The sequence below is a fragment of the Bradyrhizobium sp. Mp19 genome, assembly GCF_029952935.1.
GTDB classification, from domain to species: domain Bacteria; phylum Pseudomonadota; class Alphaproteobacteria; order Rhizobiales; family Xanthobacteraceae; genus Bradyrhizobium; species Bradyrhizobium elkanii.
The window spans coordinates 166,158-184,385 of record NZ_JASAUT010000007.1 but is presented as its reverse complement, the minus strand read 5'-3'; the positions used below and the strand labels follow the sequence as shown (position 1 = coordinate 184,385).

Below are 18,228 nucleotides of genomic sequence, written 5' to 3'. Positions count from 1 at the left end.
TGTCGAGAGCATGATCGCCCGTTGACCTGCATCCCGGGCCGACTCGGGGTTTGCCGCCCAACGGCATGGAAACGAAAGCGGCACGGATTTCCAGCAAAATTCCGTTGCTGCGGGCGAATTGATACCGAATTCTCGAGTCGACTTAGCAGGGAAACGACTGTCTGCGACCAGGAACTTCTCTGCAAATAACAGCGATAGGCGTTAGCCGCTTTCCGCGCAGTCAGGCGCGAGGTTTCCTGCTCCCTGATTGAATGTCGCCGGCAGCAGCAGAACGGCTCCGGGGGCGCTCCGCCGATCGTCGCGGCCTTGTCACCCGTTCCGTACGAGGCAGAGCAGCCGTGCATAGGTCAGCGCAAAGCCGAGAAACGCGAGCGTCCAGGCTGCCCCCGCCAGCGGGAGCAAGACGTCTGCATGCGAGGGCTCGAGTGAGGCACAGACGCGCGCGAGTGCCGCCGTCACGACGGCGAGATAGAGCGCTTGGGTGGTGCGCGAGGCCTCTAGCGGCTGACCTGTATGTCCAAGTGACGCACGCGTCATTACCGCAACCGTCATCGTCCCGATCGCGCCTCCGGTCCAACCGTGCACGCCGGCTCCGGAGGCTACGATGCCGAGCGCGGTGAGCGCCGCGAGGAAGAATCCGGCTGGTATAAAGGCGTATGCGAGATGCAGAATCAGCACCAAGCGATCCGAAAGTGTCCGTTCGCCGGCCCATCGCGCGAGACGGATCAGATGCAGCGCGCCGGCCCAACCAAGCACGGACGCAACAATGCGGCCCGACGGCGCCACAACCCAAATGGCAAGCGCCGCGGCACCGGTCATGACGGCGACGGCATCGAAGCGACTGAATGTGGCCGGCATGCGCCCGTTCCCACGGCTGGCGAGCCAGTTGCCCGTGAAACTCGGGACGATGCGGCCGCCGATGACGCTGATCAGCGTTACGACGACGGCAATTCCTGCGCGGGCGGAGTACGCCGCGATCCCTTCCAAGTGCGCCTCCACATGAAAAGCAATGTTGGCGGCCGCGAGCACAATGACGATGGCCACGACCATCAGATTGCTCCACTTGCGGCCGGCCACGATCTCGCGCGTTGCAGCGAAGGCGAGCAGCAACAAGAACAGCCCATCCACCGCCATCGCCGCGCGCCATCCGATAGTTGCAGAAAAGCTCACGGTAAGGCGACCCGCCAGCCATGTTGAGAACAGGACCGCCAGTCTGGGCCCCCGGATAGGCGGTCGTCCCGTCCAGTTTGGCACCGCGGTCAGCAGAAAACCGGCGATCACCGCAGCGACGTAGCCGAACAGCATTTCATGCACGTGCCAGTCGAGCGGCGCGAAGACCGTCGGCGGCGAGACGTCGCCGGCAAACACCGCGAGCCACAGCGGGATCATGACACCGGCTTGGATCGCGCCAAACAGGAAGAACGGCCTGAAGCCGTAGGAGAACAGTGTCAGGCCTCGATACGCAGTCACTGTTGTTATCGTTCCCATCAGGTGTCCTGCCGTCCTGCAAGGGAGCCCCGACGCCCTTCCCTGTCGTGGCGCAATGACGGGCGCAATTGAGATCGAGCTCCTGACCGAGCGCCTCTGCCAGACGAATAGTCGATAGTTCGCTTAGCGCGATTGGCGTAGACTGTCGCATCGGTCCGCGCCTTCGTCAGATAGGTCACATTGATCTCGCCCGGCAGGAGAAGTGCGGCTCTATCGCCTCGTTTCCAGGCCGCGCGTGCGAGCTGATCGAGGCGGGGATAATCTGACGCAGTCAACGCAACCTTCGGAAGAGCCAGCACGGCAACGTCCTTGCGCGAGATCGTCGACTTCGAAAGTGAAGCCGCCATCCGAATTGCGACGAAAGCGCACACACTGACTTAAAGCGATAGATCGCTTCATGCTCTGTTCGCATTACGCCAAAGGTGGTGCGGTCAACGCAAGCGAATTGAATTGACATTTTCCTGCAAAGATCTTGCTATCATTGCATGGATATCGAGCTCGCCAGAACATTTGTCGAGATCGTCTCGACCGGAAGCTTCATCAAGGCAGCCGAACGCCTGAATGTCGCACAGACCACGGTCAGCGCACGCATCCGCCTCCTCGAACAGCATCTCGGGCGGCCTCTGTTCGTTCGAAACAAGACCGGTGCGAGTCTCACTCCCGCTGGTGAGCAATTCTTGCGTTTCGCTCCTAATTTCGTGCAATTGTGGCAGCGTGCAAAACAGCAAGTGGCGGTACCCGACGGCCACAGCGCCGTGTTGACGGTCGGGAGCGAAGTCAGCTTGTGGCAACCGCTTTTGGTCGATTGGGTCCGGATGATGCGGCGCTCCCATCCCGACATCGCGCTTCGCGTTCATGTCGACGTTCCCCAGGATTTGGCCTCGCACGTCGCGGAAGGACTGGTGGATATCGCCATCATGTACGCTCCGCATCATCGACCTGGAGTCGGCGTCGATCTGCTGATGGAGGAAGAACTCGTACTCGTGACGACCGATCCTGAGAAACATCGCAACGGCGATCTCCGGTATGTCCATGTTGAATGGGGCTCGGAGTTCTCCCTTCATCATGCAATGAGCTTTCCGGACACGGTCCCGAGCCTGCTGACCAATCTCGGCCCGTTTGCCCTGTCCTACACCCTGTTGGAAGGAGGTTCCGGATATTTTCGAATGCACGCCATTCAACCCTATTTGCTGACCGGAGACCTTCATCTGGTGCCGGGAGCACCGCGGTTCTCCTTCCCGGTCTATGCAACGTACTCCACGAACGTTGATGCCGCCGCGCTGAAGGTGGCGCTTGCCGCTCTGCGTGCCGCGACGGTCGCGAAGAAATAGGAGCCGCGAAAGATGCGGTCGCGTTTTGCGATCGCGCCGACACCGTTCCGGATAGCGTCGTGCTGAATTCGGTCGTCAGACTCGGATCCGAAGTGACGTTCGTCGACCATGCAAATCCACTTGCTTGGCGCGGCCGTCTCGAATGCAGCAGCAAGCGCGACGGCAACGGCGATGAGAACGGATGTCAAGGTTGGAGCGGCAAGCATCCAGCTGTCGCCCTTAGAGCTTGCCGCCGGCAGGCCGCGTCACCATCAATGACCGCGCGCATGGGGATCGGGGCTGCCGTTCGCGGCCGCGGGATCGATCGTATCGAGAAATTCGACTTGTTTGCGGTGAAGCAGCAGCAAATACATCAGCTTCGCGTTCAGCCTTGAATCGAAAATGTTCACGACGGCATCCTCGATCATGTCCGCCAACCCGGCCTGATGGGCGCGGGCGAATGCGACAGCATTCCGGACGATACCCCCCCGATCGGAAGCAGCGGCTGCCCTGCGCCGGCGAACCATGTGCGCGCCACCTTTCCTGATCATTTCCTTCTTGAGCAGAACGCAAATCGCGGCTTGCGCAAGTTCGGACTCGAACATCAGGTCAGCGAGATGCTGCTTGATGGAGCGGCCCACGCACGCAAAGGCTCCAATGCCGGCACGCTCGCCTTCGAGCAGGCTTTCAAGAAAGCGCAGCACCTCTCCCCTGGACCAATAACCGATGTAGGCGGGGTCGCCATCGCTCAATCCATAAGTCGATGATGCGAGTTTGCCGCCGCCATTGCTTACGCCATCCTGCAACGAGGTTTTGTTCATGATGTCGTTCCCTCAAACGCGGATTTGGCCGTCAAGACTGCGCGATCGACCGCGCGTCTCGGCCACCCTGACTTGGCGACCTTTGCGCGCTGTTTGCAAACGAGAAGATTTGTCGGTTTTCAGCAATGACGTTGATACGTGAGACGCCCGACGGAGTGCTCTCGCTGTCAGGTGGCTCACCTATCAATAATGTTGCCGTCAAATGACGAGACTTTTCATTTGTCGCCGTCAGCCCCGCGAATATGTTGATGCCAACCTACGGTTTTCGCCGCTCATCATATTCGGCATGACGGCAGGAGGCCGCTCGCTAAGAGGGAGATCGTACGTGTACCAGAGAATTCTATTGGCTTTTGACGGCTCGGCAGATGGCCGCGAAGCGCTCGCTCAGGCCCAAGGCCTGGCGTTGTCATGCGGCGCCACCGTTCATCTCCTCGCGATCGTCGACCGAACCGAAAGCATGCCGGTCGGCGAGGCGATGTCGTTCGTCGTTTCCGATGCCCAGCGGCTTGCCGTCCAAGCGGTGATCGATGAAGGCGTGCGACGCCTGCATCACGCCGGCTGCTCAACGATGGGGGCCATGAAGTACGGCAGGCCATCCGAACAGATCGTTCTGGCCGCCAGGGACATGAACGCCGATTTGATCGTGATCGGTCATCGCGATCAGGGAACGCTTGCGCGCTGGTTGAACGGCTCCGTTGGCGAAACCATCTTGCATAAGCCGCCCTGCAGCGTGCTCGTCGCCGTGAAGCCCGAGAACCGCGCGGACAACGTCAGCCCTCTTGAGAGACTGAAGACGAAAGAGACGCAGAAGACTTCGTGATCAAATCGTTTTCTGGTGCCTCGCAAACGAAGAACGGTTTTGCTGCTGTGATATCCGCTGGCAACCGGCAACGCACCAATCGATAGACGCGCCCTCGGACAACCCACCGGTTCTCGCAGAAGATTTGAAGCGGCCGCGGACCGCCACCGAAAGCCGGATCGTCCATCGCGGACCGTGGCGCTGCATGGCCGAAGGAGGTGAAGGCCGTTCGCAACGTGTACCTCTCCGGCTTCGATTTGAACACAAGGGAGGATCAGATGGAGATCGCCAAAGCCTCCGTGTTGTCGCCCAAATATGACGCGTTTCTGTTTGCAGTGATCTGCGAAGACGGCAACGGAACGCAGATCAGCGTCCTTTCCGCGTTGACGCGAATGGATGTCGATCCCTGGGAGGAAGCGGCCTGTCTTGACAGAATGGCCGGGACTCGTGCACGGAAGCGCTTCGTCGCGGTGCTCGACAAAATCTCCGGACAGAACTGGAACGGCCCCCAAAAGGAGGAGCTGGCGTCGAGGTTGATCGGACTGCTGCCGTCCTTCAAGGGAAACACGAATTCCGTGCCGGCTTCGGAGATCAGCCTTCGTCTGCTCTTTTGCCTCGTTATTTGGTGGGGTTTCCTGCTCGCAACCGCCGCCTCGACCTATTACAACCACAGGGCGGATGGCGTCTCCGCGAGCTACGCCATCAGAACAGATCCCGTGCGGAACAGCAGTGACGCGAGGATCGCCAAGGACTGACGTTTGCGAGCCACATCGATCGAACCCGGCAGTGGGCAGCCGTATCCTTCTTAGAGTGTTGGCTGAGGCTTCCCCCTACCCCGGCGCAGCGACTGGCGACCCTCGACTCTCGGCTCATTCACCCAGTCTACCGGATCGCGGCAATCACGCGGCCTTCATAGCAATTTTTGTGGTCCGTATGAGCGATTAAATTCGTTTGTTTGTCCGGACGAGGGGAGCGAGGCTTCTGCCAACCAGGAGGTCGCTATGCCAGAGGATGGCAACGGTTCGGAAGTTATCGCGCTATTGTGGGGACTTTGGGTCTACGGACTATTCACCTTCTGGTTTGAGCATTTTTCATCGCTTGCGAAGGCTAGAGCCGCACAAAGATCGGGCCAAACGAATTCGCCTTCCTGTGCGTTGGCCCCGAGCGCTCCAGCACGTTGCACAGATATCGAAGCGCTGGCATGCCGTATCCTCGAGCGTTGCGGCGGACTCGCCCTGAAGGAGTTCCTCGACGAAAGGGTTGCAGCCTACGAGGCCATCGTTGCGGCATTCGACGCCGGCGACCAGGTGGCGCTTCTCAGACACGTTTCCCCTGAGGTCTATGCCGCATTTTCGGACGCGATCGCGGTAAGAGAGGATCGGCTCGAGAAGACGGACACCGTGTTTGCTCTGGTCACGCCTCCTGAGATCGTTGCCGCGCGCATCGACGACGCCCATGCCGAGGTCTCCATCCGCTTCATCGCCGACTCCTACAAGCTTTCGGAAGGCGACCAAAGGAGGCGCGAAGGGCGGCACCGGGTCGACGTCTGGACGTTCGGTTGCGTCCTGCCAAACAGCAGATGGAGCCTGATCGCGACGGAGGCCGGAAAATGACCCGGAACCGCGGATGTTTCGACCGACACGATGACGAGCACAACACTCCTCACGAATATGCATCACCCCCCTGTTACATGCACGAGGTCGATTCCGCCTACTTCGGATCGTTGCCCGCTTTCTCTCCGACGCCGGACATCCGCCCGGAAGGCAGCGTTCCGACGGACGCAAGGGCCTCATGGACGACATTGCTAGGCAACGCGCTTTCTCGGGCGATGAGCCGGATCACCAGTCTAACTGGCTCGAAAGACCGGGATTAGACCCGCTCGTCTGATCTTGAAACTCAAGGAAGATCGAAATGTCAGTTTCCCCGGATGTCTCTTCCCACGGGCATGTGCATGACCTGCCAACGGGCTGGCGTAGGTACGTCTATTCGACCAATCACAAGGACATCGGCACGATGTATTTCGTGTTCGCGATCGGCGCGGGATTGATCGGCGGAATTTTCTCGGTGGTGATCCGGGCTGAACTGCAGGAGCCTGCCCTGCAGGTCTTCAGCAACCCCCACGCCTACAACGTCTTCGTAACTGGCCACGGCCTGATCATGATCTTCTTCACCCTGATGCCCGCCATGATGGGTGGTTTTGGCAATTGGATCGTGCCGTTGATGATCGGCGCGCCCGATATGGCCTTCCCGCGCATGAACAACGTGTCCTTTTGGCTTCTGCCGGCGTCGTTCGCGTTGCTCGTCATTTCGATGTTCGTCGGAGGAGAGCCCGGCTCGGCGGGAGCCGGCACGGGTTGGACGCTTTACGCGCCGCTGTCGACCGCAGGCCACCCAGGTCCGGCCGTCGATTTCGTTATCCTATCGCTGCATTTGGCTGGTGCGTCCTCGATCCTCGGTGCCATCAACTTCATCACCACCATCTTCAACATGCGCGCTCCGGGAATGACCTTGCACAAGATGCCACTGTTCGTGTGGTCCGTACTCGTGACGGCATTTCTGTTGTTGCTGTCGCTGCCCGTGCTCGCCGGCGGAATCACGATGCTGCTGACGGATCGGAACTTCGGGACGACGTTCTTCGCGCCGGAGGGCGGCGGCGATCCCGTACTGTATCAACATCTCTTCTGGTTCTTCGGCCATCCGGAAGTCTACATCATGATCCTGCCCGGCTTCGGCATGATCAGCCAGATCGTCTCGACCTTCAGCCGAAAGCCCGTGTTCGGCTATCTCGGAATGGCTTATGCGATCGTGGCCATCGGCTTCATCGGCTTCGTCGTCTGGGCGCATCATATGTACACCGTAGGCATGTCCAGCAGCGCTCAAGCCTACTTTGCACTCGCCAGCATGGTGATCGCTGTACCCACCGGCATAAAAATCTTCTCGTGGATCGCCACGATGTGGGGTGGCTCGATCGAGTTCAAGTCGCCGATGCTGTGGGCGATCGGCTTCATCTTCGTCTTCACGATCGGCGGCGTGACCGGCGTGGTCCTGGCCAATCCGGGCATCGACCGATCGCTCCAGGACACCTATTACGTCGTGGCGCACTTCCATTACGTGCTGTCGCTCGGCGCGGTGTTCTCGATTTTCGCGGGCTGGTACTACTGGTTTCCAAAATTCACCGGCTACATGTATTCTGAAACTTTCGCAAAGTTGCACTTCTGGCTGACGTTCATCGGCGTCAATCTCGCCTTCTTCCCGATGCATTTTCTCGGGCTGTCGGGAATGCCGCGACGGATCGTCGACTATCCCGACGCTTTCGCGGGCATGAACCTGATTTCCTCGATCGGAGCATACATCTCTGCGGCTGGGCTCGTCGTTTTCCTTGTGGGCACCGTTCACGCCTTCGTCCGCAAGTCACGGGCGGCCGGCAACCCATGGGGTCGTGGAGCGACCACGCTGGAATGGACGCTGTCGTCACCCCCACGATTCCATGAGTTCGAGGTGCTGCCTCGAATTCAGTGAGCTACGGCAGCGATCGTGGCGATCGAAAGGGTCGGTCCCCTCGTTGCACTCGTACTCCAGCTCTTATCGCAGCGAGGGTCGCCTTCGCCCCGCAAAACCCCACTTCCGCCGCGTTCGATCCCACACGAGGAAGGCCGACGTCTTAGGGGCTCGCACAGTAGTCCCGTGCATGGGCCTGCCAAAGGAGTTTCGCCTTGGACGCCTGCCGGCGTGGCGGCATGGCGGCATGGCTAAGCTCGAGGCGGCGGAACTGATGGAGGGTCAGAGGGCCGCACCTTATCGGCCCGCCGGACCCGGGAGAGCAATGCCGGGTCATTCAAGCGGACCGAGGCCCAGCGATTGTCCGAGGCTCGGAAGCGCCAGACGCAGCTGGCGAACCAAACAGCAACAGACCTTCAGAATGCGGCGGCGACGGCGTTCAGAATAAAGAACAGACCATCAAAACCTCCTGATAAATCAATGCGATAGAAATGGCTGGGGCGGGAGGGATCGAACCTCCGAATGGCGGAATCAAAATCCGCTGCCTTACCGCTTGGCTACGCCCCAACGCGCCGATCGAAGGCCACGTCGGTCTATAGGGTGAGTCCCGCCATTTCAACAGGGCGGCGATCGAAAAGGCACGAAAGCCGCAGGATGATGACGGTACTCTTCTTATAAGACGACGCCGCGGTGGCCGAAACAGACCGTGCGATGTCCGTTCGGACTGTTGAGAGGCCGCCGGTTTCATGGGATGACAATTTCAAACGCCTCGTCGGGAGTAACGCCATGACCTACCGTGCGCCGATCAACGATATCCTGCTGTCCCTCAATCACGGTGCGGGGCTCGCTGCCGCCGTGGAGGCCGGCCACTACGGCGATTTCGACGGCGACATCACCGCTGCGGTGCTGGAAGAAGCCGGCAAGTTCGCCTCCGATGTGCTGGCGCCGTTGAATCGTGTCGGCGACGAGCACGGCATCAAGCTCGACAACGGCAAGGTGACGACCGCGCCGGGCTGGCCCGACGCCTATCAGCGCTGGACCGCAGCGGGATGGAACGCGGTCTCGGGGCCGGAAGCGTTCGGCGGCCAGGGCCTGCCGCTCGCGGTCAACGCCGCATGCACCGAGATCTGGAGCGCGTCGAACGTCGCCTTCGGCCTCTGCCCGTTGCTGACGCTGTCGGCGATCGAGGCGCTCGATGCCCATGGCAGCGCCGAGCTGAAGAAGATCTATCTCGAGAAGCTCGTCACCGGCGAGTGGACCGGCACGATGCAGCTCACCGAGCCCAATGCCGGCTCCGACGTCGGCGCGCTGCGCACCCGCGCCGAACGCGCTGATGCCGGCACCTATCGCATCAAGGGCACCAAGATCTTCATCACCTACGGCGAGCACGACATGACCGACAACATCGTGCATTTCGTGCTTGCGCGATTGCCCGATGCCCCCTCGGGCACCAAGGGAATCTCGCTGTTCCTGGTTCCGAAATTCCTGGTCAATGCCGACGGCTCGCTCGGCGAGCGCAACGACATCCATGCCAGCGGCGTCGAGCACAAGCTCGGCATGCACGCCTCGCCGACCTGCACCATGACGATGGGCGATAAGGGTGGCGCGATCGGTTATCTGATCGGCGAGGAAAACCAGGGCATGCGCTGCATGTTCACGATGATGAATCAGGCCCGCCTCGGCGTCGGCCTCGAAGGCGTCGGCATTGCCGACCGCGCCTATCAGCAGGCGCTGGCCTATGCGCAGGAGCGCCGGCAAGGCAAGGCTATCGGCCACAAGGGCGACGGGATGGATCCGATCATCGTGCATCCCGACGTCAAGCGCATGCTGATGCAGATGCGCAGCATGACGGCCGCGGCGCGCACGATCTGCTACGCCACCGCGGTCGCGCTCGACGTTTCGGTGCGCGCCAAGGACGCCAAGGTGCGCGCCGAGGCATCGGCCCGCGGCGCGCTGCTGACCCCGATCGCCAAGGCCTTCTCCACCGACATCGGCAACGAGGTCGCCTATCTCGGCGTGCAGATCCATGGCGGCATGGGCTTCATCGAGGAGACCGGCGCCGCGCAGCATTATCGCGACGCCCGCATCACCTCGATCTACGAGGGGACCAACGGCATCCAGTCGATCGACCTCGTCACCCGCAAGCTCGGCGCCAATGGCGGCGCCTCGGTCTGGGCGCTGCTCGACGAGCTCGCTGCCGTCATCAAGCAGGTCGAGACCTCCAACGATCCGGCGTTCGGCACCACGGGCGCCAAGCTGCGCGACGCGCACGCCGCGCTGGAGCGCACCAGCAAATGGCTGCTCGAGCGCCTCGCCTCGGCGCCGAACGAGGCACTCGCCGGCGCAACGCCCTATCTGCGGCTGTTCGCCGCAACGCTCGGCGGCTGCATGCTCGCCGGCGAGGCGCTGGCCGCCAAGGCGAACGGCGAAGCCGAGCCGCAGCGCTACGTGGCGCTGGCGCGCTTCTTCGCCGAGAACATCGCCGTGCAGGCGCCGTCGCTGGAAAAGACCGTGACCGAGAGCGCCGAGGCGGTGACCGGCGCAGATGCGGTGCTGGCGGGGTAAGATACTTTCCACCGTCATTGCGAGGTGAGAGGGCCCAAAGCGCTGTGCTCGCCAAGGGTCCTCCTCGCTCGTTTGATGCACACGACGTGCCTCATCACAACTGTCGTCCCTGCGAAAGCAGGGACCCATAACCACAGCCTTCCGTTTTAAAACGAGCTCTGGCTCCAGCTTTGCAGACCAATCGGCATTTGTGGTTATGGGTCCCGAGTCGCGCTTCGCTTGCCCGGGATGACATCGAGTTTTGCGTCTACCGCCGAATCATACGTTTTGTCAGCGGTCCGCGCGAAGCGCGCGAAACTCCTCGGGGCCGTCGAGCAAGTCACGCTTGCGAGCGGCCTGATCGAACTGGCTGGCAGCATGATCCGCCATTGCGTTAATGGCCGTGCCGGCCAGGTTTTGCGCACGTCGCCGTCGATCGTCGTGCCGCGATCGAACATCCCGATCCACGGCTCGCCGACGACAGATCTCATCGGAGATGCGTTCCTGGAGGCATCCGTTGCCTCGATAAGATCGCCGCGTCATCTTGCACGATCCTTCCAGCAGGATCGGTACGGGCTAGGTCTCCCGTGTGCCGCCTGCTTGCTGTGGCGATGGTGGTGATTGCCCTGGCGCCGAAGGTCTGGACGCCGGGAACTTGGGCTTCCGCGGAGGAGCCGCGATCAATCCATCCCGTATCGCTTGCTTGCGGGCAAGCTTGCGGGCTCGCCGCACAGCCTCGGATTTCTCTCGAGCCCTTTTTTCCGATGGCTTTTCGAACGATCTGCGGCGCTTCATCTCTCTGAAGACGCCCTCGCGCTGCAACCTCTTCTTTAGAACTCGAAGCGCCTGGTCGATGTTGTTGTCCCTGACAAGAACTTGCAACGGATTACCTCTCTCGCGGTACAACGCACATTGAATGAACAATACGAGAGCCCGCTCTCTCAGCGACAGAGCGGGCCGCACTGCAATTCCAGTACATCCGTGGAACGGCAGCCGACCAACAACGTCGCGGAAGCTTCAGCCGCGGTGCCACAAGCACGCGTCCTCGCTTTCATCCGACGATGTCTTTGGAAAAGGGTCCCACCGGGACCGATCTACAAGGCTCAAGGCCAGTCGATCTATTAAAGCTATGCACTTATCTCGGCTATGCAAGACACAATCGCAAATCGTGAGAATTATGTCCGACGGTTCAAGCAACGCCGAGATCATGGCTGAACGGTGATGGCGAACACGAAAGACGGTTCCCCAAATCTGCATCGTTGCCGAGTAGCAAATTCGCTCCAACAGGCGCAGAGTGCGGCGCTGCCGGATGATCTTGGAGCGCCGGCACTCGAGAGCCTGGGCAGCTCCCGTCACAAAAGGGAGCCGCAAATGGCAACCCGCTTCTATTTCGATATCCGCAACGGCGAGGAACTCTATGCCGACAGACAGGGCATCGAGCTCCGCGACGAGGAAACTGCCGCGCACGAAGCGATGCAGTCACTGCTTAGCATAGCCAAAGACAACCCGTCTTTGGACAAGCAAAGGCTGCTGGCGTTCGAGGTCCGCACGGACGAAGGGCCATTGTTTCAGGTCAGTCTCAGTCTGGGCATAACGAGGTGCTAGGGCGTTGGCGCGCAACCAAACTCAGGAATTCGAGCGGCGAATGCGCCATGCAATCCGCACTTCAAGCACGGGCCCGTCGTCGTCCCGGACTTCGATCGCAATCTGATCGAAATTGTGTCCGCGAACGGAATCGCGAACCATGTCGGCCAAAGCACGCGCGGCTTCTTCTTGAACCGCCGCGAGATCGGGCAGCACCAGACCTTCCTCGTCGAGGGCCAAGCCGCAACCGTCACGGAGATCGAAATAGTACTTCATCGCCATGATAATATGGCCCGCCTCTCGATCGTTCCTGCAGACCTTGCGAAATGTGGCGACGAAGTCCGATGCAGACGGCGAGAGTCGCCCGGAGAGTCATGACCAGTCAACGCTGCTTCCCGTAGCGATCCCAGCGTGGCGGGCGAAAAACAGGGCAGCTTCAGCGACGTGATCGAGGATGCGGGGAGTGCGCAGCTCAGCGCACGATGCGCTTGATCCGTTTGGTCCTCTTGGCCGTGGGCGCTGATGGTGCAGGGCCGGCCTGCGCGGCGGCCTCGGCGTCACGCGCTTCACGGAGAGCCCGCAGACGCACCATGTTCTTGCGCACGGCGATCGCATCGCGCTCGACCTCGGCGATTGCCTGCGCACCGGCCTCGGCGGCAAGCCGCTGGCGCTGGGCCTTGGCCAGGCGCTCGGCGGAAAGTTCTTCCGGCTTCTTGGCCATGAGCGAATGAGCCCTTTGAAAAGCACGAGACCCGCTCAACCCATCAGGGGATCGAGCGGGCCGCAGCTGTCATCCCAGTACATCCGTGGAATGACAGGTCGATTTCAAGCCAGCCGAAGATCTTCGGCGCTGGTCTTGCCACGCATCTTGTCGACCTTGAGTTCAAACGACAACTTCTGGCCCTCGGCGAGACCGCCAAGTCCGGCCCGCTCGACAGCGCTGATGTGAACAAACACGTCATTCGTGCCATCATCGGGCTGAATGAAACCGAAGCCCTTCTGGCCGTTGAACCACTTCACAGTACCTGTAGGCATTTGTCTTCTCCAAAGCGGACGCACGTGAATTCGCGCTTGGTCCGCATCATCCTTCAACCGACGATGTTCTTTGGAAAAGGGCCGCTTTGACCATTCAACAAGGCACAACGGCAAATCGAACGCTGCAAGCATACACACTTAATCCGCTAGGGCAAGCTCGGAAGCGCCGTCGATCGGGTGAGCGGAGTTGCACCGGGCCGTCGTTCCGATAAACCGAACCATGTTTCGCGTAAGGGCTTGCGCCGTCTGGGAACTTGTTGGCGCGGCGCAAATCGCAGCATTCAACCGCCCGGACTTTTCGCCTTGCGTGGAACTCGCCTTGCGCGGGACTGAACGCTTGCTCTTGCTACAGCCGGCTCCGTGGGGCGCGTGATCGGAAACGTCTGCCGCATATGCGCTGCCAGCATTGCACAGTAGTCAGTCGCGAAACGAGGCAACGGACGCCGCTTGTCCCATGAGATGGTCAGGGGCTCCTGCAACACACGGCGCCTGTGCGTGAGACCGACAATCCTTAGTCCGTAGCGCCAGCACTGAAGCTGGGAGGGAACGATCGCGACGCCGTGCCCCGCCTCGGCCAGTGCCAGCAAGGTGTGCGGACTGCGACTCTCGAACGTGATCTTCGGTTTCAGCCCCGCCATACGGCTTGCTGCATCGAAAGCACGCCGAAATCCGAACCCGCTGTCCAGCAGCAGCAGCGGAAGTTCGGCGAGGTCAGCGATCTCGATCGTGCGACGGGGACCAAGTGGCATCGACGGATGGCAAGCAGCCAGCAACTGTACCGATCCAAGCGGAAGACTGCCGAAGTGCTGTTCATTCAGTCTGACGGCGTGCAGCAAATTTTGGCCGAGATGAACTTCCCCGCGTTCGAGCATCGCCAATATCTCGCTGCCCGTCCCCTCCCTGATCCTGATCTCGACCCTGGGATATCGCTCCGCGTAGCGGTGGAGAAATTCCGACAGCACGCTCTCGATGTGTTGCGGCGAGCCAGCGATCCTCAGGACCCCGGTATCTCCTTGACGGAGCAGCTGAGCCTGCTCTTTCAGTGAACTGACACTGTTGAGCAGCAGACGGCAGCCCGCAATCAACTGCTCGCCTTCGCCAGTCAACAGAAGCCGGCGCCCGACGCGGTCGAAGAGCTGCAAGCCGAGCTCCCGTTCGAGACCGATGATTTGCCTGGACAAGGCCGGTTGGGCGACACGCAACCGCAATGCAGCCTTTGAAACGGTGCCGAGTTCGGCCACCGTCAGGAACGTGAGGGCCTGTTGGAGGTTCATGCCCGCTTATACCATTCGAGCATAAGATTTGAGAAAATATATGTATTGGACGTATTTCGAAGCCTCGTGGAAAGTCCTGTCAGGCTGGCGGCTTGCGGCACCGGCACGGCAGCGGAGGAGGCTCCCATGAATTCTGGAGGCAAGATGGCTCTGGTCATGTTGGGTTGTACCGCGATCGGCGCTCTTGGCAGCGAAGCACTGCATGGCGAAGCCAGGCCGCCCGCCTATCTGATCGGCCAAATCGAGGTCACCGATCCCGATGGTTATGCCAGGGAATATCTCCCGAAAGCGAAGGAGATCATCAAGGCACATGGCGGCAAGCTGATTGCGGCTGCAGGCGCGGCGGCAACCGGCTCGCAGGTCGTTGCCGTTGATGGAAATCCACCCAAGCGCGTCGTCATCTATATGTATCCGAGCATGGAGGCGCTTTGGGCCTGGCGACACGATCCAGCCTACGTGCAAGTTCGGGCCGTCGGCGAGAAATACGCCAGGTACCACACATTTGCGGTCGAGGGCTCTGTCGCCAATTAGCCCTCATCACGCCGTCGATCGCGGCGACCTGCAAGGTGCGCCACCTAATTCCGAAACACCAGGCAGCGCCCGCCGACTGCCTCTAATCGGGCGCAGAGCTGGTTAGCCCGCTCACGGGTCGTCTCGGCGACCCGGAGCAGATACCAGGTGGCCGAGCCTGGCCCGGCCATGCGCGATCTCAGAACGAGCGGTGCGCGGATCGCCGAGCACGGATGCAAATCGTTTCTGAAGTTGCTGGTAGTCGGCGAGGACCCTCGATTGCGACGGGCCGCCGGCCAATTGAAGTCCCCAGGGTCCCCACGCAGCTTGCTGTGCGATTGTCACGGACTCTCTTGGGCCCGCGGGAAGCGCCCGAACGAGCATGCCGCGCACGATGTCGCCGCAGGCCATCGCCGCGTCGGTGTGGACTCGGTCCTCGAGCGAACCCTGCGCCCATTCCTCGGCAGACTTGCCGGTGATGATCCGGACATAGGCGCGTGTTTCGCCGGGCAGGTTTCCACGTCCCGCCAACCAATCCTGAACCCGCCGCGGACCACCATTATAGGCAGCCGCCGCAAGACCGAGATTGCCAAACTGCTCGCGCAGCTCGCGGAGCCAGCGCGCGGATTCCTGCAAGGCAGGCAATGGCTCGAATGGGTCGGCCAGACCGCGCCATCGCGCAGTGCCGGGCATGAACTGGGCGATCCCCTGGGCACCGGCCGAACTGACCGAGTTGGGATCGAAATTGCTTTCCTGCCAGATCAGCCGGACGAAGAAATCCGGCGGCAAGCCGCTCTCTAATGCAGCCTCCTCCAACGCCTTGCAGTATTGCTGCGGGCCATCGAGCTTTGGAGGCGACGGTGTGGCCGCCGGAGACAGAGCGGATGAGGATTGATGGTCGGACGCCGACGGAACGGCCTCAGCGTTGCGCACTCCGGCGTCGGTAACCGGACGAGACGTTTCGGTTTGCGATGTTTCTGTCTGCGCCGGCTCTGCGCGCTGCGCGGCGGGCGTCGCTGGATTGCTGAGAGGTTGGGCGCTTGCGACGGGGACAAACAGCAGCAGGCAAGCCGAGCCGATAAACGCTGGCAAAATCGATCGATGAACCCGCCGCGGCCTGAAAATCGACTGCATAAAGCGATCATCAAATTGGATGCATTCGCCGAATCATATCATCGGCGCCGACCGGGCGGCCAGAAAATTTGCTGCCTAGCGGTTGGACAGGCTCCCAACGATCGATGCGCGACGCGACAGTTCGATCCAGTTGCCATCGGGAGCGAGGATCATGGAGATCCGTGCGACCTCGCCGAGCGTCACCGGCGCAAGGCCTTCCCGCACGCCCTTGGCGCGCAGCTTGTCATGCACGGCGTCGATGTCGGCGACCTGCAGCGTGATGTAGCGCCAGCCGCGCGCCTGCCGAACCGGATCGACCGTCGCGGCAGCATATTCCTTGAGCAGGATCAGGCTGTCGCCGAGGCGAAACGCCGGACCGCCTGACCATGATTGCTCGGTGAAGCCGAGGATGTCGCCGTAGAACCTGCAATGCGCGGCGAGGTCGCGCACCGCGAAGTCCGGCATCCTGTTGCCAGAACCGCAGCATCGGCTCGAGATCGTTGGAGGAAAGGCCGACGTCGATCACGTTCTTTGCCAGTTGCATCTGCTGCCGCCCTGGGATGAAGTGCACCACGATGGATTAGCTATGCGAGGATCAAGTCACCAACGCAAGCACCACGATCACTGTGGCGGATCGGCCGGCTGGCCGCCGCGCCCGCCTGAAACAGTCAATCCAGTGAGGACCGATATGCAAGCAGGCCTCGTCCAGACTTTTCGCGCCTTTGCGTACAATAATGCCTGGGCCAATCATCGCCTGCTCACGGCCTGCGCCGGTCTCAGCCAGGCGGAGTTCGCCGCGGCGCGGACCGGATTCTTCCCGAGCCTGCAGGCGACGCTGAACCACATTCATGTCATCGACCTGTTTTATGTCGACGCGCTCGAAGGTGGCTGGCTCGGGCCGAAGGCGTGGGCGAACGAGGTGCCCTACCCGTCGGTGGCGCAGCTGAAAGACGCCCAGCGCGCGATCGACCAGCGGTTGATCGCGCACTGCGATGCGCTGACGCCTGAGCGGCTCGATGACGTGGTGAAGATCAATCGTGACACGAGCGTGCAGACCGAGCGGCGCGACCGCCTGCTGATGCATCTGTTTCAGCACCAGATCCATCATCGCGGCCAGGCCCATGCGATGCTTTCGGAGACCACAGTGAAGCCGCCGCAGCTCGACGAATTCTTCGCCGCCGGCGAAGCGCCGCTCCGGGCGGCCGAGTTCAGGGATCTGGGCTGGAGCGAAGCCACCGTGTGGGGCGGCTGAAGGCGAGGTTCCGCCCGCGATCGGACGGTGTGGAACGGTTCCCGTTCCGGAACGAGGTCTTGAATCCGGGCGCTGCCACGCTCACCTGTCGTGAAACATGGGGAACTCTATCAATGCCATTCGCCAATCACCGGGGCCAGCGCATCCATTACACCGTCGAGGGGTTCGGGCCGCTGATCGTGCTGCAGCACGGTCTCCTGCTGGACGCCGCGAGCTGGAAACAATGCGGCGTGGTCGACGCGCTTGCCGATCGCTTTCGTGTCGTGTGCGTCGATTCGCTCGGACATGGCCTGAGCGACAAGCCCGCCGATCCAGCGCTCTATAATCAGGCGCAGCGCGCCGGCGACATCGTCGCCGTGATCGACGATCTCGGCGGCGAGCGCGCCCATGTGGTGGGCCACTCGATGGGCGGCTGGGTCGCAGTTGGTGTCGCCCGGTTTTTCCCGGCGCGGCTGGCGTCGCTGGCGATTGGCGGCTGGGACTTCCTCACCGGACTGCCGCGCGGCAATGCCGGCCCGCTGACCTATGGCGCCTTCATCACCTTTGCCCGCCGCACCGTGCCGGAGCTCGCCGAATGGGTGACGCCGGATCTCGAAGGCGGCGTGCGCGCCTGCTTCAATGCGCTCGGCCAGGTCGATGGGGCAAAGGACGCGGTGCTGTCCTCGCGCGTGCCGGTGCTGCTGTGGAACGGACAGGACGACGGACCGCATGCGCCGATGCAGCGCTTCGCCGCGGAGAACGGCCTCGACGCGATGTCGGTGCCCGGCGATCACCTCGGCGCACTGTTTCAGCACGGCGCCGCGATCGGCCGGGGCATCGGCTCGTTCGTCGGGCGCGGCTAGAGCGCTTAGGTAGAACAGCGCCCCCGACTCCGCTGTGCTCCCTCTCCCCGTTCTTCACGGGGAGAGGGTTGGGGTGAGGGGCCGTCTCCGCATATCCGGTGATAGTTGTCTTTATGGAGACTTCCCCTCACCCGGAACGCATCTAACGATGCGTCATA

At 61.6% G+C, this 18,228-nt stretch carries 20 protein-coding genes and 1 tRNA gene; 10 read left to right on the top strand and 11 right to left on the bottom strand.

Going from position 1 to position 18,228, the window contains the following annotated elements; translation table 11 throughout:
- Positions 1-309: 309 nt before the first annotated feature.
- Positions 310-1,488 carry an NnrS family protein gene (locus tag QJT82_RS11895; protein WP_035631112.1) on the bottom strand — a complete coding sequence of 393 codons (1,179 nt, stop codon included), beginning with the start codon at positions 1,486-1,488 and terminating at the stop codon, positions 310-312.
- A 485-nt stretch (positions 1,489-1,973) separates the two neighbouring features.
- On the opposite strand from QJT82_RS11895, the gene QJT82_RS11890 reads away from it, so the two are divergent.
- Positions 1,974-2,819, top strand: coding sequence for a LysR family transcriptional regulator (locus QJT82_RS11890; protein ID WP_035631113.1), 846 nt, complete (start codon positions 1,974-1,976; stop codon positions 2,817-2,819).
- Positions 2,820-3,070: 251 nt separating this feature from the next.
- Here the strand turns inward: QJT82_RS11890 and QJT82_RS11885 are convergent, their stop codons facing one another.
- Positions 3,071-3,619 carry a hypothetical protein gene (locus QJT82_RS11885; RefSeq protein WP_028339481.1) on the bottom strand — a complete coding sequence of 183 codons (549 nt, stop codon included), beginning with the start codon at positions 3,617-3,619 and terminating at the stop codon, positions 3,071-3,073.
- A 325-nt stretch (positions 3,620-3,944) separates the two neighbouring features.
- Here QJT82_RS11885 and QJT82_RS11880 point away from each other — a divergent pair, with 325 nt between their 5' ends.
- The 4 genes from QJT82_RS11880 (at position 3,945) to ctaD (ending at position 7,937) form a co-directional block, all read left to right on the top strand.
- Positions 3,945-4,439, top strand: coding sequence for a universal stress protein (locus tag QJT82_RS11880; protein ID WP_063607062.1), 495 nt, complete (start codon positions 3,945-3,947; stop codon positions 4,437-4,439).
- A 257-nt stretch (positions 4,440-4,696) separates the two neighbouring features.
- Positions 4,697-5,173 (top strand): hypothetical protein, encoded by a 477-nt coding sequence (locus QJT82_RS11875; RefSeq protein WP_155258379.1) that lies wholly within the window; start codon positions 4,697-4,699, stop codon positions 5,171-5,173.
- Between the two features lie 246 nt (positions 5,174-5,419).
- The gene (locus QJT82_RS11870; RefSeq protein ID WP_080686664.1) at positions 5,420-6,031 is read left to right on the top strand and encodes a TIM44-like domain-containing protein; all 612 of its coding nucleotides are present in this window, start codon (positions 5,420-5,422) and stop codon (positions 6,029-6,031) included.
- Positions 6,032-6,329: 298 nt separating this feature from the next.
- A complete protein-coding gene (gene ctaD / locus QJT82_RS11865) occupies positions 6,330-7,937 on the top strand; it encodes a cytochrome c oxidase subunit I (RefSeq protein ID WP_028339484.1) in 1,608 nt (535 codons plus the stop codon).
- 471 nt (positions 7,938-8,408) lie between these two features.
- On the opposite strand, the gene QJT82_RS11860 is transcribed toward ctaD, so the two are convergent.
- Positions 8,409-8,483 (bottom strand) — tRNA-Gln (locus QJT82_RS11860).
- A 219-nt stretch (positions 8,484-8,702) separates the two neighbouring features.
- On the opposite strand from QJT82_RS11860, the gene QJT82_RS11855 reads away from it, so the two are divergent.
- Positions 8,703-10,481 carry an acyl-CoA dehydrogenase gene (locus tag QJT82_RS11855; protein ID WP_028339485.1) on the top strand — a complete coding sequence of 593 codons (1,779 nt, stop codon included), beginning with the start codon at positions 8,703-8,705 and terminating at the stop codon, positions 10,479-10,481.
- Between the two features lie 194 nt (positions 10,482-10,675).
- On the opposite strand, the gene QJT82_RS11850 is transcribed toward QJT82_RS11855, so the two are convergent.
- Together QJT82_RS11850 and rpsU are read right to left on the bottom strand one after the other, a co-directional pair.
- Complete coding sequence (locus tag QJT82_RS11850; protein WP_155258380.1) at positions 10,676-10,951, bottom strand: hypothetical protein; 276 nt, start codon at positions 10,949-10,951, stop codon at positions 10,676-10,678.
- Between the two features lie 85 nt (positions 10,952-11,036).
- Positions 11,037-11,342 carry a 30S ribosomal protein S21 gene (gene rpsU, locus QJT82_RS11845; protein ID WP_080686675.1) on the bottom strand — a complete coding sequence of 102 codons (306 nt, stop codon included), beginning with the start codon at positions 11,340-11,342 and terminating at the stop codon, positions 11,037-11,039.
- A gap of 489 nt (positions 11,343-11,831) precedes the next feature.
- On the opposite strand from rpsU, the gene QJT82_RS11840 reads away from it, so the two are divergent.
- The gene (locus QJT82_RS11840) at positions 11,832-12,065 is read left to right on the top strand and encodes a hypothetical protein (protein ID WP_028339486.1); all 234 of its coding nucleotides are present in this window, start codon (positions 11,832-11,834) and stop codon (positions 12,063-12,065) included.
- 21 nt (positions 12,066-12,086) lie between these two features.
- Here the strand turns inward: QJT82_RS11840 and QJT82_RS11835 are convergent, their stop codons facing one another.
- The 4 genes from QJT82_RS11835 to QJT82_RS11820 form a co-directional block, all read right to left on the bottom strand.
- Positions 12,087-12,326 (bottom strand): hypothetical protein, encoded by a 240-nt coding sequence (locus QJT82_RS11835; RefSeq protein WP_028339487.1) that lies wholly within the window; start codon positions 12,324-12,326, stop codon positions 12,087-12,089.
- 190 nt (positions 12,327-12,516) lie between these two features.
- On the bottom strand, positions 12,517-12,765 hold the full coding sequence (locus QJT82_RS11830; protein WP_028339488.1) for a hypothetical protein: 249 nt from the start codon (positions 12,763-12,765) through the stop codon (positions 12,517-12,519).
- 104 nt (positions 12,766-12,869) lie between these two features.
- The gene (locus tag QJT82_RS11825; RefSeq protein WP_028339489.1) at positions 12,870-13,079 is read right to left on the bottom strand and encodes a cold-shock protein; all 210 of its coding nucleotides are present in this window, start codon (positions 13,077-13,079) and stop codon (positions 12,870-12,872) included.
- Between the two features lie 281 nt (positions 13,080-13,360).
- Positions 13,361-14,353 (bottom strand): LysR family transcriptional regulator, encoded by a 993-nt coding sequence (locus QJT82_RS11820; RefSeq protein WP_028339490.1) that lies wholly within the window; start codon positions 14,351-14,353, stop codon positions 13,361-13,363.
- On the opposite strand from QJT82_RS11820, the gene QJT82_RS11815 reads away from it, so the two are divergent.
- Positions 14,342-14,884 carry a DUF1330 domain-containing protein gene (locus tag QJT82_RS11815; protein ID WP_245288664.1) on the top strand — a complete coding sequence of 181 codons (543 nt, stop codon included), beginning with the start codon at positions 14,342-14,344 and terminating at the stop codon, positions 14,882-14,884. The two genes, QJT82_RS11820 and QJT82_RS11815, sit on opposite strands and share 12 nt — an antisense overlap.
- Positions 14,885-14,995: 111 nt before the next feature.
- Here the strand turns inward: QJT82_RS11815 and QJT82_RS11810 are convergent, their stop codons facing one another.
- Both QJT82_RS11810 and QJT82_RS11805 read right to left on the bottom strand, forming a co-directional pair.
- The gene (locus QJT82_RS11810) at positions 14,996-15,997 is read right to left on the bottom strand and encodes a lytic transglycosylase domain-containing protein (protein ID WP_080686665.1); all 1,002 of its coding nucleotides are present in this window, start codon (positions 15,995-15,997) and stop codon (positions 14,996-14,998) included.
- Positions 15,998-16,072: 75 nt separating this feature from the next.
- Positions 16,073-16,441, bottom strand: a complete 369-nt coding sequence (locus tag QJT82_RS11805; protein ID WP_245288665.1) for a VOC family protein — start codon at positions 16,439-16,441, stop codon at positions 16,073-16,075.
- Between the two features lie 223 nt (positions 16,442-16,664).
- Between QJT82_RS11805 and QJT82_RS11800 the strand changes: the two genes are divergently transcribed.
- Both QJT82_RS11800 and QJT82_RS11795 read left to right on the top strand, forming a co-directional pair.
- Positions 16,665-17,228, top strand: a complete 564-nt coding sequence (locus tag QJT82_RS11800) for a DinB family protein (RefSeq protein ID WP_028339492.1) — start codon at positions 16,665-16,667, stop codon at positions 17,226-17,228.
- 113 nt (positions 17,229-17,341) lie between these two features.
- Positions 17,342-18,070 (top strand): alpha/beta hydrolase, encoded by a 729-nt coding sequence (locus QJT82_RS11795; protein ID WP_028339493.1) that lies wholly within the window; start codon positions 17,342-17,344, stop codon positions 18,068-18,070.
- Positions 18,071-18,228: the final 158 nt, after the last annotated feature.